Origin of the sequence: Limnoraphis robusta BA-68 BA1, assembly GCF_034932365.1 — a bacterium.
Classification (GTDB): Bacteria; Cyanobacteriota; Cyanobacteriia; order Cyanobacteriales; family Microcoleaceae; genus Capilliphycus; species Capilliphycus robustus.
Window position 1 is genome coordinate 1 of record NZ_JAYGHR010000086.1, and the last position, 13,690, is coordinate 13,690.

At 40.4% G+C, this 13,690-nt stretch carries 11 protein-coding genes; 5 read left to right on the forward strand and 6 right to left on the reverse strand.

Features of this window, described 5'->3' with window-relative positions; all coding sequences use genetic code 11:
- The 4 genes from VB836_RS25210 to VB836_RS25225 form a co-directional block, all read left to right on the forward strand.
- On the forward strand, positions 1-1,289 hold a 1,289-nt coding region (locus VB836_RS25210; RefSeq protein WP_323223618.1), incomplete at its 5' end, for an RNA-guided endonuclease InsQ/TnpB family protein.
- 54 nt (positions 1,290-1,343) lie between these two features.
- Positions 1,344-1,718, forward strand: coding sequence for a hypothetical protein (locus VB836_RS25215; protein ID WP_046279577.1), 375 nt, complete (start codon positions 1,344-1,346; stop codon positions 1,716-1,718).
- An 87-nt stretch (positions 1,719-1,805) separates the two neighbouring features.
- Entirely contained in the window at positions 1,806-3,287 is a 1,482-nt protein-coding gene (locus tag VB836_RS25220) for an LCP family protein (protein WP_323223621.1), read from the forward strand.
- 231 nt (positions 3,288-3,518) lie between these two features.
- Positions 3,519-4,835: a Na+/H+ antiporter NhaC family protein gene (locus tag VB836_RS25225; RefSeq protein ID WP_323223623.1), complete on the forward strand. Its 1,317-nt coding sequence runs from the start codon at positions 3,519-3,521 to the stop codon at positions 4,833-4,835.
- Here VB836_RS25225 and VB836_RS25230 read toward each other — a convergent pair.
- A complete protein-coding gene (locus VB836_RS25230; RefSeq protein ID WP_323223625.1) occupies positions 4,795-5,991 on the reverse strand; it encodes a glycoside hydrolase family 10 protein in 1,197 nt (398 codons plus the stop codon). The genes VB836_RS25225 and VB836_RS25230 overlap by 41 nt on opposite strands.
- Before the next feature lie 41 nt (positions 5,992-6,032).
- Positions 6,033-7,340, reverse strand: a complete 1,308-nt coding sequence (locus VB836_RS25235) for a phospholipase D-like domain-containing protein (protein WP_323223626.1) — start codon at positions 7,338-7,340, stop codon at positions 6,033-6,035.
- A 569-nt stretch (positions 7,341-7,909) separates the two neighbouring features.
- Between VB836_RS25235 and VB836_RS25240 the strand changes: the two genes are divergently transcribed.
- Entirely contained in the window at positions 7,910-8,344 is a 435-nt protein-coding gene (locus VB836_RS25240) for an FKBP-type peptidyl-prolyl cis-trans isomerase (RefSeq protein WP_323223628.1), read from the forward strand.
- Between the two features lie 97 nt (positions 8,345-8,441).
- Here the strand turns inward: VB836_RS25240 and VB836_RS25245 are convergent, their stop codons facing one another.
- The 4 genes from VB836_RS25245 to VB836_RS25260 form a co-directional block, all read right to left on the reverse strand.
- Positions 8,442-9,728, reverse strand: a complete 1,287-nt coding sequence (locus VB836_RS25245; RefSeq protein ID WP_323223630.1) for a DUF389 domain-containing protein — start codon at positions 9,726-9,728, stop codon at positions 8,442-8,444.
- Positions 9,729-9,808: 80 nt separating this feature from the next.
- Positions 9,809-11,320, reverse strand: a complete 1,512-nt coding sequence (locus VB836_RS25250) for an FAD-dependent oxidoreductase (RefSeq protein ID WP_323223632.1) — start codon at positions 11,318-11,320, stop codon at positions 9,809-9,811.
- Positions 11,321-11,382: 62 nt separating this feature from the next.
- On the reverse strand, positions 11,383-12,243 hold the full coding sequence (locus VB836_RS25255; RefSeq protein WP_323223634.1) for an SDR family oxidoreductase: 861 nt from the start codon (positions 12,241-12,243) through the stop codon (positions 11,383-11,385).
- 223 nt (positions 12,244-12,466) lie between these two features.
- Positions 12,467-13,498, reverse strand: a complete 1,032-nt coding sequence (locus VB836_RS25260) for a hemerythrin domain-containing protein (RefSeq protein ID WP_323223636.1) — start codon at positions 13,496-13,498, stop codon at positions 12,467-12,469.
- Positions 13,499-13,690 lie beyond the last annotated feature (192 nt).

The window sequence follows — 13,690 nt, forward strand, 5'->3', positions numbered from 1 at the left end:
GTGCTATAATTGCTTTAATGATAATCACATTCCAGTACCGAATTAAACCCACTCCCGAACAGGTTGCCACAATGGAAACCTGGAGCGAGTTACTGCGTCGGCACTGGAATTTTGCTTTATCGCAACGCTTAGACTGGCTAAATCGTACAAGGTGTCAGGTTGACCGATGCTCCATCATTTCCGAACCAATCGGAGACATATCAGAGCGAATAGATTATTACTTTCAGCAATCAGCCCTCAAGGAAACCAAAAAGCTGTTTCCTGAATATGCTGCCATCTATTCTGAAGTTCAGCAGATGAATCTTGCTAGGCTAGATACCGCATGGAAGAGGTGGCTGATTCCCGACAAAACGGGCAAAAGGGGAGGTCGGCCAAAATTCAAGAAGCGAGGAGAACAACCAAGCTTCAGTTTTTCTAGAGTCAATCACCCTAAAGCAGTTTGTTTTCTGGAAGGCAATATTCTTCGGATTCCTAAAATTGGTCGGATTCCCATTATCCTCCATCGACCGATTCCTGATGAATTTACCTTAAAAACAGCAACCATCTGTTTCAAGGCAGATGGTTATTATGTATCAATTTCGGCTGTTGACTCAACAATTCCAGAAGCCAAGCCACTGGACGAAGTGAAATCAGCTGTTGGAGTCGATTTGGGTCTTAAAGAGTTTTTGGCAACAAGCACGGGTGAATTTGTGCCAGTGCCTCAGATTTATCGCAAGGCGCAGAAACACTTAGCCCGTCAACAGAGAGCGTTAACAAGGAAAAAAGACGGCTCGAAAAACCGTACTAAAGCCAAAGTCCGCGTGGCGAAGATTCATCAAAGAATCGCTCGTCATCGGGAAAAGTTTCATTATCAAATTGCCCATTTGTTATGCCGTAAATATGATTTGATAGCAGTAGAAGACTTGAATATTCGTGGTTTAGCTCGAACAAGATTAGCTAAATCTATCTACGATGTGAGCTGGGGAAGATTCATTGCCATCCTGGAATCAGTGGTAGTTAAATACGGAGTCCATTTGGTCAAGGTGAATCCTCACAATACCTCGCAAAATTGTTCAAGTTGTGGAATGAAAGTTCCGAAGACTTTATCGGTTCGTCTTCATCAATGCCCTCAATGCAATCGGTCGATGGATAGAGACGAAAACGCCGCGATTAACATTTTGTTAAAAGCATTAAACGCCGTGGGTCTCACGGTGTCAGCCTGTGGAGCCTTAGATAATAGTCGGGCTACGAAGCAGGAACTTCTAAGAGCGACCTTAGAAGCTCACGTCACAGCGCTTCGCTTGACGTGAGAGTGTCACATATACTTGTATTGATGGAAAGCCTAAGGAGCGACAAGAGGTTCTATGAATAAAATCGATCCCCTAGAATATCCGGATGACCAACACGTTCGACTGTTTGTATATTTGGTTCCTGTGATTGGTGTATTCCCTGCACTTTGGAGTTTATATCGCCGTCAGGGAACACCGCAACATCTCCGCACCAGTCGGTTAGCTGTGACCTTGGCTCTGGGCTGGCTACTCGGACATTTGGCATTGGAGGCTGGCTCTAGTGCGGTGGAAATTTGGAGCCTGCCTCTATTGCTCGGTAGTAGCGTGTTGACCACAAGTTATTTTATAGTCTGTTTTGGGTTAATGATTCGCCTTTGGCAACGTCAGCCCCTATGGTTGCCAGGAATGAGTCAACTGGCGGAACGGTTGCTTGGCAAACATCTTTCTTAAGTCTGGAGACAGTTTTTCCCGGTTTTCAGATCTGATCAAAACTACTCTTTTTTTTGTAAAAACCTTATCTTGCGTGTGAGGAAGCCTGTGTCTGCTCGTAGAAATCATAACCATTTATTGCGCCAACATCGAACTGCTCAACCTGTTCTCAAGAAATTCACCCAATCAGGCCCCGGAAGATGGCTAGGATTGGCTTTAGGCTTAACGGGAGTTGCCACAATCTCTGCAACCGCAGGCGCATTACTCGCCGTTTCCCTGTCAACCACGCCGTTGATGCAGCAAAAGCTGACACCGGAAGAGGCGGCTGTGTTTTCTAAGGGTCAAATGGCTCGGGGAAATTTGCGTTTTCCTGAGTTAACTCGTCCCGTTAATATTCTGGTTTTAGGGATTAAGGTTCTCACGTCTGACTTGGAAGATGAATCACAGGAAGATTTGGGATATCACGCCGTTGTAGATTCGTTTAAAGGGTTATCGGATACGATGCTGTTGCTGAGGTTTGACCCGGCAGAAAAGAAGCTGAAAGTTTTGTCTGTTCCCCGTGATACTCGTACCTATGTTGAGGGAATAGGGATGACTAAAATTAATGATGCGAACTATTCTGGCGGCCCTGCTTTGAGTGCAAAAGCAACGAGTGAACTGTTAGGTGGGGTGGGTATTGATCGCTATGTTCGGGTGAATGTTCTCGGTGTTGAAAAATTGATTGATGCTTTGGGAGGTGTAAATGTTTATGTTCCCAAGGATATGAAATATAGCGATGATAGCCAACATTTATATATCAATTTGGAACAGGGTCAACATCACCTTAATGGCGCTCAAGTGTTGCAATTTTTGAGATTTCGTCAGGATAGTTTAGGCGATATTGGGCGGGTTCAGCGACAGCAAATGTTGATGCGAGCTTTCATGGAACAGGCGTTAAATGTGGGGACGATTTCCCGACTTCCGAAGCTCGTTTCGATTATTCAGTCTCATATCGATACGAATTTAAGCTTAGAGGAATTAGTGGCGTTGGTGAATTTTGCCAGTCACGTCAAGCCCGAAGATATTGAGATGTTGATGGTTCCGGGGAAATTTAGCGATCCCGAAGATTATAAAGCCAGTTATTGGCTACCAGACTACAGCCGCTTAGATGCAATTTTGGCTAAACATTTTGATTTTGGCTATGATTCTTGGCGCTTTGAAAATGTTGATAGCCGAGATTTGAGAATTGCGATTCAAGATAGCACAGATGATTGGGCTGCGGTTGATGGTTTTGTGGTGGAACTTAACGAAGACGGATTCTGGAATGTTAAGGTTGCTAAACCCTGGACTCAGCCTTTAGATGTGACTCGAATTGTTGCTCAAGATGGCGATACTCAGAGTGCAGAAGCGATTCAACGGGCTTTAGGATTTGGACAAGTGGTGGTTGAAAGTACCGGATTTTTAGAGTCTGATGTGACGATTCAGTTGGGGCGAGATTGGCTGGAAAAATACGAGAAAAAACAGCAATTAAACCCAAGGGAAACGGAAACGGAAACGGAAACGGAAGCCAACGATGATTTAAAGGAGTTGAGGATTAGAAACTCTAACTAAATTGCTTGATTGGGGTGCATCAGACTCACCAAAAAAAAGAAAAAGCATTTTTGAGTTATTTGGGATGGATATCGAACTTATCCTGACTCAATTCAAGCCCTAAAAAAGATAAAGTTTTGGCCTTTCTTTTTGTTTTTAAGTTGGTTAATATATCAATTCATCTTGATGGAGTCAGAAAACTTCTAAACATCGTATTCCGTCTCTAGTCTCCTCTGTGATCTACTGAAGTGCATGGATTTACTTGTTACCCTAATTTTATCTTTTATCTTGTTAGTTTTTAGTACCCTCAAAGGGTACTTTATTTTTTATTCCTTATTGGCTTCTACACTGCTTTGGATCGCTGTTCTGCTGAGGCGAGGCTTTTTACTTAAAGACTTAATGCAAATGGCTTTTTCAGGTGCGAAGAAGTCTTTTTCTGTTGTCATCATTTTACTTTTAATTGGCGCCGTGACTTCGACTTGGATGACAGCCGGAACAGTGCCAAGTTTAGTTTATTATGGCATTCAAATCATTAACCCTAACTATTTTATCCTATTAGCGTTCCTGTTAACAAGTTTGGTTTCTCTCTTAATTGGGACTTCCTTTGGAACCGTGGGAACGATTGGTATTGCTTTAATGATTATGGCGAGTAACAGTGCGGTAAATTCAAATTTAGTGGCGGGAGCGATTCTTTCTGGGGCTTATTTTGGCGATCGCTGTTCTCCGATGTCATCGAGTGCGAATTTAATCGCGAGTCTGACTCAAACTCAACTTTATACTAATATTAAAAATATGATTAAAACGGGATTAATTCCCTTTATTGTCACAAGTTTTATCTATTTAATATTATCACAATTGTATCCCATCTCAATCACAAATACAATTTTGCACTCAGAACTTCTTCAAACTTTCAATCCTCAGCCGCTTTTATTATTACCTGCGCTAGTCATCTTTATCTTAGCAGTTTTTCAAGTAGAAGTCAAAATTTCCATGATCATTAGTATCGGAATTGCGAGTGTGATTGCTATATTTTATCAACAATACAGTCTTCTGGAATTATTGGATTTTACCTTGAGGGGATTTTATCTGAATGAACCTTCTCCGTTACAATCAATTTTAATTGGAGGCGGAATGATTGCCATGTCAAAAGTCGTTTTAATTGTGATTGTCTCGACAGCTTTAGCCGGAATATTAGCCGAAACTCATATTTTAAACTTCATTGAACTGTTTTTAAACAAAGCCAAATCTCAACGACAATTATTTTTAGCGACAATGTTCATCGGAACTGTTTCAGCCGCCTATGGTTGTACACAAACCATCGCTATTTTACTCACCCAACAACTCGTACAAAAAAGATATCAAAGCTTAAAACTCAATAATAATCAATTAGCTGTTGATCTGGAAAATACCGTTGTCGTGATCTCTCCTTTAATTCCTTGGAATATTGCGGGGTTAGTTCCAGTAACGCTATTGATGAGTGATTTTAGCTGTCTTCCCTATGCGTTTTATTTGTATTTAATTCCTCTGTTTAATTTAATCCATAAACCGAGGGACGTAAAGCTTGAGTAGGAAAGAGTTTTTGCAGTTTATTTTGACGTTCTGCTGGGGTTTCTTCCGCCCAATTCCAGAGACTTTCATAGAAGAAAAAAGAGACTCCGGCTAATTGGTGTTGACGAGTTTCTTGCACTTGTTTTTCTATTGTGTTTATGGGTGTTGGACGATTTTTTAAGCCGCTTAAAATTCCCACAGCAAAGGGAATATGATTTTTGGCGAGTTCTACTTCTGTGCGTTCTAACTCGGTGATAAACCGTTCTAAATCAGGACGATAAACTTGTAAAACAATTTCTTCGATCCAACCCTTTCTTTCCCAAGTAAACCAATCTTGCAAATAAGCAGGTAAAGCAAAATGAAGCGGATTAGGAGAAAGGGAAATGATACAATCTTGATCAATAGCTTTAACGGTTTCAAATACCCGTTTCACAAATTGGTTAATTTTATCGGCTCGCCACCGCACCCAGTAAGTTTCAAAAAAATCCTCTGAGGGTGATTTTCCTTGATGTTCGGCTTGATAAAGATTCACGGTATATTCATCATAACCCAATTCAGAGGGTAAACCAAAATGGTCATCAAATTGAATCCCGTCTATCTTATAGTTTGTGACAATTTCCGCAATTAAATCGAGGATAAATTGTTGGACTTCAGGATGAAAAGGATTCAGCCAAACTCGTTCGTCATTTCCCTCTTTTTTAATCAATGTTCCATCCAAACGACGAGTCAGCCAGTCGGGATGTTGTTGGGCTAAATCTGAGTTAGCAGGTGCCATAAATCCAAACTCAAACCAAGGAATAACGCTTAATCCTTTTTGATGTCCTTGGGTGACTAATTCTTGTAAAACATCTCGTCTTTGTAAGCCGGGTGTGGGATCGAGAGATTGTCCGAAATATTGTTGAGCGACTGCACTGGGATAGAGGGTATAACCGCCTTGCCAAACTGTTGGATAGATGGTGTTAAAATTGAGGGTTTTTAAGCGATTTAAGGCTTCTGTAACTCCCCGTCTAGAAAATAAAACATCGCTATCAATATTGGTGAGCCAAACTCCGCGAATTTCCCTGACTGGGGGAGGAATTGTTAAAGCGGGTTTGAGGGTAAATAGAACGAAACACAAGCTAAAAATAAAGGTGAGAAAGTGAGGAATGATTCGCGTTTGTTTAAAGCCTTTGAGCATAATTTAAAATGGTCGCTAGATGATGCTAGTGTTAACCCATGTTATAACAGCAAATAAAATAATAGCATGACTTTCCCGCGAATTTTTTGAATCAGAGGACGGCGTTTCCATTCTTGATAACTAATGCAGTGACTTTCACGAAAACCATTTGAAAGAAAGTTTTCAACATTTTGACATAAAAAAGGTTGTGCAGTGGAGACATTTAACTCATCATTACTCCAAAAACTACGCGGATCAAAGTTGGCGCTTCCCATACTTACCCAACTGTCATCAATTAACACGGTTTTCCCGTGCATCATACTGGGTTGATATTCATAAATCTCTATTCCTTCCTGGAGTAATTTTTTATAAAGTTCCCGAGCTGAATAATGAACAAAGGGTTTATCTGTTTTTGAACCCATCGTTAAAATTCGCACATCTACCCCTCGATGTTTGGCATCAATAAGCAAGTTTTGGATATTAGAAAAAGGCAAAAAATAAGGGCTAGCAATCCAAATTCGACTTTGAGCCGACATCACTAACATTTGGTAAAGAGCGCGAATAGAAGAATCTCGATAAGACGGATCTTCACCGGAAGTTATTAATACCGTTGGTAGAGAGGTTTGTAATGTTTGATTTGAACTTTGAGTTAAAGGATTTTTACCCAGATCAATTGTTGTTCCTGAGTCGAGCCAATGCTGAATAAAAAGACCATGCAAACGTTCAACAACTGGTCCTTCAAATTGAGCTTCAAAATCAAACCAAGGCGCTCGATCTCCTTGTTCGGGAATACCATCCCAATAGTCAGAAATTCCGGCGCCGCCAATCAAAGCAATTTGATCATCAATTAAGAGTAATTTGCGGTGACTACGTTTGAGATAATCGTAAGGTGAGCGCAAACTAAAGGGATTAAAAAAGCGAACTTCTACCCCACTGAGTTCTAAATTTTTCCAGTATCGTTCAGGAACAGATTTGGCACCATAACTATCAACAACAACTTGTACTGTTACCCCAGCGTTTGCTTTTTCAATCAGTGCTGTTGCAAAAGCATCTGCTCGTTCGCCTGGAGTCATAATATAGGTTTCAAACAGAATTCGATGTTGGGCGCAACGAATTGCATTTAAACGAGCGGGTTGAATTTCATCAGCTTTTACCCAAAATTTTGTCGCCTCAGCGCTGCTGATAAAAGAATCTGATAAACTCGCAACCGTCGGGGAAAAATCAGGAGCAGTTGGGGAAGGAAAGTTAAAGATTTTGTAGTGAATTCGTCGGCGAAATACACCTTGAACATACAAAACAATCAGGATTACAACGGTGATGCTAACCCCAATCAACAGAATTACACTCAACCAGTTATCAAACGGTAGCATTTAAGGACATTAATGAGTTGATGGTTGTCAATCAGTAGTCACTAGAAAGCTAGACATCTTATAAAACTTAGAGAATATTTTTCTCAAAATCATCACACACGGATTAAATTCGTCCGAGGGTTATAACCCGAGGGAATGGTAATAGTTTTATTGACTCTATCCTGTGACTATTAATTTTCAATGATATCACTAATCTCATCCATTATCTTTATAATAGCGCCGATTTTACGAGCCGCTTCTCTATAAGTAGAAGCAATTATTTTTCTTGGGGAGTTATCCGATCAGAATCGAGCGAGGTACACCAAGATCTAACCCAAGAGTGATGTAGTGGTTTTCTATATATTAGATAATCAAAGGATGAGCAAGATTTTTGAGGAGTAGAAAAGTACAAAACTTTTCTGAATCGATAGAAGCAAATTTTAAAATCCAGGGCTGTTAGTAGATGATTAATAAAAGGAACGCTTGCTCCGTTTCTAGATTTATTTTGTTTATAACATCCAAAGAAAGAGGCTAATTTTAAGGAATTTTTATCAAATTAAAACCATTTAAAACAATGGGAGAAAAAAGAAATGTCACAGGCTAAAGTCGGTAGTCAAGTCAAAGTAAACTACGTTGGCAAACTTGAAAATGGTGATGTATTGAGTTCTTCAACGAATAACGAAACTTTAGAGTTTTGTGTAGGAGAAGGAGAGGTGGTCTCTAACTTAGAACAGGCAATTGTGGGTATGACTCCGGGAGAATCGAAAACAATAAATATTCCCGCAAAACAAGCTTATAATTCTTCTGATCGAGAATCAACTCTTGTTTTTGATCGGCAAAGTTTGCCCGCCGATATATCAATTGAAGTCGGTCAACAAGTTTATGTTCGTGTGCCGAATGTTCATGCCTCAATCCCCGCTATAATTATGGAGATTTCGGAATCAAATATAGTCCTGTCTGTTGTTAATTCTTCTTTTGGAGATGAGAACCTAATTTTTGACATTGAACTGGTTGAGGTGGATTAATTATTAAAGTTCACAAAGACTAAGGAGTCTGAATTCAACTCCACTCTAGAGACGTGTTGCGGCACGTCTCTTTTGGCTAGATTCTATCAAAAATTATTTACAATAAACTGGGAGGATCAAGAACAGTAACCTGCACTAAAGGCGTGACGTTATATCCGGCTTCATTCACATAATTTTGAATCTCACGGGTGAGACGTTCACTAATTTGATCTTTGGAGATTGTTACACCTGTATCTCGTTGTACATACAGGACACAAAGTAATGTATCTTGTGCTTCAATATTTGAGCGTGTAAAGCGAACATTAGCTTCAACAAGTTTCACTAACGGATTATCTTTAACGACTTGTTGAATATCTGCCGTAGCCCGTTGAGCGCGACTGGAACGTTCAAAAGCGGGTGAATTGATAAATTGCCAATTGAGCAATCCAATTAATGCTAAAGTTGTCACTCCTAAAGTAATCGGAAATACCCATTGTTTGCCGCGATTGTAACGCGCTCCTTTCGGCGATAAACCTCCATAAAAACGAAACAAAAGTGCTGCCGATAAATTAATCCCAACCAGTTGCAATAGGACTAAAAAAACACTGCCGATAAAAATATCCATTCTTCCGAGAGACAGTGCCATACCTGCCGTCCCCGCAGGCGGAGCGAGAGAAGCAGCTACGAGCATTCCAGTCGCCGCTCCTGATACTAAACTACTGCGTTCTGACTGCATTAAATTAATCGCTCCTGCCGCTCCTGCTGTTATCGGAAGTAAAACGGCTACGGCGGAGATTTGGCTGTTACTCAGCATCAAGCTCGTGGGGATTTCTTGACGGAGAATTAAACTCAAAATTGCTGCTACTAAAACCGTGACAATAATTGCTACAAAATAACGCAATAAACTCCGCCATAGTAATTTTAAATCCCCTCGGGAAGTGGCGATGGCAACATTCATTGCTGGCCCGGCAAAAGGAGCAATTAACATCGCGGCAACCAGCAAATAATTAGTATTCGTAAATAAACCAATCCAAACCACAACTCCGGCGAGTCCTGCATAACCTAAAAATCCTCGCCAAGAGCCTACACTTTGTAAGCCTCCGAGGAAGATTTCAATGGGACTGCGTTCTTGTACTTCTTTGATTTGTTCAGCAGCTTCGGAAGCGGGAGGATGGAGAGCAATGATACCATGAGGAATCAAAGTAACCTCTAAATTGGGAATATTATCTAACTGGTTTAGCAGACTTTCAACTTGTTTATTTGAGACGTGAATTAACACTAATTCTTGTGACTCTTGGTCATCAATCACGGCGAACCGAGCTAAGTTAATCCCTTGATGAGCTTCAGCAATACTAAGAACTTTTTTTCCTTGACCGTTTGGTACTTTAACCCATAACTGACGCATTTTTTAAACCTTTTATTTACCCTGACTTTTCTTGGAGATTACTTAGGTTTAGCAATCTCCAATTTTGTGTTTTTAGATGATTAGTATTTTTTCAAATCACTAACAGCAGGAGCTTGAATCACTTCTCCTTCACAGTTATAACGAGCGCCGTGACAAGGACAATCCCAACTTTTTTCGGCCGGATTCCAAGAGACAATACATCCTAAATGGGTACACACAGCCGACACTTTATGTAAGGTGCCGGACTCATCTCGATAAGCGGCTATTTTATCACCATTTTCGGTAACAACTTGACCTTCACCGATGCCAACTTTTTCAGGAGAATCTAACAGACCTTTTAAGCGATCGCCAACCCAATGTATACCGACATCAAGATTTTGTTTAATCGATTCTTGAGTCACAAATGGTGTCGGACGAGTCGCATCATAAAGGTTCGCCCAAGGGTTTTCTTTACCTAAAATGAGGTCAGATAATATCATTGCTGAGATCATTGATTTGCTCATTCCCCACAGACTAAAACCTGTTGCGACATAGGTATGATTATTGAAGGGAGTTAGCTTGCCAATATAAGGCAATTTATCAAAAGATACCATATCCTGAGTTGACCATCGATAGGCAATTTCTTCGACTCCAAAGGTAGAATTAGCATAATCAGCTAGTTGTTTGTACAGGATTTCTGTATCCTCAGCTTCGCCAACTTTATGTCCTTTTCCACCAATAATCAGCAGTGTTTTTCCGTCGTGGGGAGTAGTCCGAATCGATTGATAATCTTGACCAGAACCGATAAACATTCCTCCCGGATCTTGGGCTGGATCAATCCAAGCTCCGATTAAATAAGAGCGTTTAGGATAGGATTTAGCAAAGAATAATCCTTGATCTAAAATCGGTAAATTTGTGGCAACAATGACATCTTGAGCAGTGACAATATAGCCATTTTCTGTGATGACTTTACAGGGGTTTTCTCCTTCAACTGTTTTAACCCGAGTTTGTTCAAAAATGTAGCTTCCTTCACCCTGTATCGTTTTAGCTAAATGTAGAACGTATTTCCGGGGATGAAATTGAGCTTGATTGGAAAATTTTACAGATCCGGCTATCTCAAAGGGTAAGTCTGTTTCCTTAACAAAAGAAGCGGGTAGTCCGAGTTGAACTGCGGCTTCTAATTCATCTTTAATTTTATCTAAGTTTTCAATAGAAGATGCGAAGGTATAAGCGTCTTTACGTTCAAAGTCACAGTCGATTTGTTCACTTTGAATAATCCTTGCATATTGTTCAATTGCGGCTTGATTAGATTCGCCATATAAACGCGCTTTTTGTTCACCTATCTGCTTAATTAAGTCTGCATAAATAAGCTGGTGTAATGAGGTTATTTTAGCTGTTGTATGTCCCGACACGCCAGCCGCCACTTCTTCGGCTTCTAAAATAGCAACAGTTTTTCCCGCTTGTTTGAGTAACTTCGCAGCGTTAATTCCGACTAAACCTCCCCCAACAATTGCAACATCTACGGAGATATTTTGAGAGAGGGAAGGAAAGTTAGAGGCTGATGTGAAATCGAGCCAAAATGATTGAGATTTTTTAGGTAAATGTTGAATCATAATTTCATATTTTCTAACTAAAAGATCCGGGAAAAATCCCGGATCTTGGTCAATTAATTGATTTAGGCATTGACGACAACACCGCCATTCGGATGAAGAACTTGTCCCGCCATATATGAGGAATCTTCAGAGGCTAAAAAGACAAAACAGGGAGCAACTTCTTTAGGCTGACCCGGACGTTTCATCGGGACTTGCTTGCCAAAATTACTCACATCATCGCCACCAAAAGCATCAGGAATAAAAGGTGTCCAAATGGGGCCTGGAGCAACACCATTAACCCGAATGCCTTTCTCAATTAAAGGTTGAGAAAGGGAGCGAGTAAAGGCTAAAATCGCCCCTTTTGTGCTAGAATAGCTTAACAAAGAAGCATTACCCTTATAAGCATTAATTGAAGTGGTGTTGATGATCGTGCTACCCTCTTTTAAGTGAGGCATAGCTGCTTTCGTGAAGTAAAACATTGAGAAAATATTAGTCGCAAAAATACTACCCAGTCGAGCTGAGTCAATCTCCTCAATGCTCGGTTCATAATATTGTTCAGCAGCATTGTTAACGAGAATATCGAGCTTACCGAACTCATCAACGGTTTTTTTAACAGCTTCCTGACAAAAGCTTTCGTTACGAATATCACCTTCGATTAATAAACAACGCCGACCCTGAGCTTCAACGGCTTTTTTCGTTTCTTGAGCGTCGTTAGTTTCATTTAAGTAAACAATAGCAACATCAGCACCTTCTTTTGCATAATACACTGCAACCGAACGGCCAATACCACTATCGCCACCTGTAATTAAAGCAACTTTATCTTGCAGTTTACCACTGCCTTTATAATTCGGATCGTCGTATTCAGGTTTAGGAGTCATTTCTGACTCTAATCCGGGTTTTCTTTCTTGATGTTGTGCGGGAATTTGATCAGGTGTAATTGTCATGGTTAACTCCTAAAATCTTAGAGGGTTAAGTCAGATTACTGTGGCGAAGTCTGAAAAGATTATACAATAGAAAAAGCCGGAAATTAGCACAATATTAGATGTTTTTCCGGCTTGCCGATCCAGATAGCACTCTTGAAATTCGTTGAAATTTGCTGTTTTTTTCCGAGATTTTAGATTATTTTAACAGCATCAAAAACTCCGTCTCGGGTTTTTCAGTTCGAGATTATTTCATTTGAGTTTGCAAGCGTTTCTTCGCTTCTTTAAACTCAGTTGCCATCTGCTCACGTTGACTATCATTCATGTTCTTCCGAATTGCCGCAAACATGGTGCTTTCTTCTTGACGAGTATGATCGCCAACCATATCTTTAACACGCTTTAACAGATGTGGGAAAGCTTCGGCGGTGGGTTCGCTGTTTTTCATTTCATTGAGAACTTTTTCGAGTTCAGCTTGTTCGTCGTAAAGTTCTTGAGTATCGGCTTCACCGTAGAAGGAACGAACACGGGGATAAACAACTTCTTCTTCCGCTTTAGCGTGAGCAGTTAGGTCTTTGTAAAGCTGTCCAAAATACTCCTGAATTTTATTGGGATCTTTGCTCTTTTCAATTTCACGAATCAGTGTTTTTGTCTTTTGATGATCCATGAAAATCAAGGTCAAAATATCCATATCAGAAGCATCAGAAGCTTGAGTTGCTGCACTTCCTAATACACCTGTCATGGCGGCTAATGCGTCTTGAATTTGCGCCCAAAAGCCATCATCGGGTTCTTGACCCGTGAGTTCACGAGTACCCACATATTCTAGAATGCCTTTTAATTGCTCTTGATGAGCGCGATTTTCAAAGTTTACTGCATTTAAAGGTGCGAGAGCTTCCTGCACATCAGCACCAACAACTTGTGCTGCTTTATGAACGATTAAACCCGACAGAACTTGACCATGCTTGAGCAGTTCATGTTGAGCCATTTTTTCATACAAATTCAACTCAGAACCTTGCATCATTTCTTGTGCGTGGTTCACCATTTTTTGAACTGTTTCTTTCGGTTCAGCAGGATTCCCGTACTGAGTAATTACTGTTTCAATGATGCCCAAGTTTTTCTCGTCATCTTCGAGCATATCCTGCAAACGACTGCGAATATCATTATCGCTGCATTCTTGAATAAATTGACGCTCATTCGCCACAATTAAATTTTGAATTTCTCGCATACTTGCTAGCTTTTCAGCAAGTGTAGCTCGTTTGGCATCGGTTAATGTGATAGGCATCGTTTTCTCTCTCTCTTACACAGGATTTGTAAAACCTGTCTTCTATAGTTACGCAGCTTGAGAAGAGATTCATCTTCCTTTTGATATAAGTTGGAAAATCTCTGGATGATTAGGTAGTGATTACTGGAATACGAAAATCAAAAAACCAATCTCTTATTTTACCAACCTTTCTATAGAATTGCGATCAGTCTA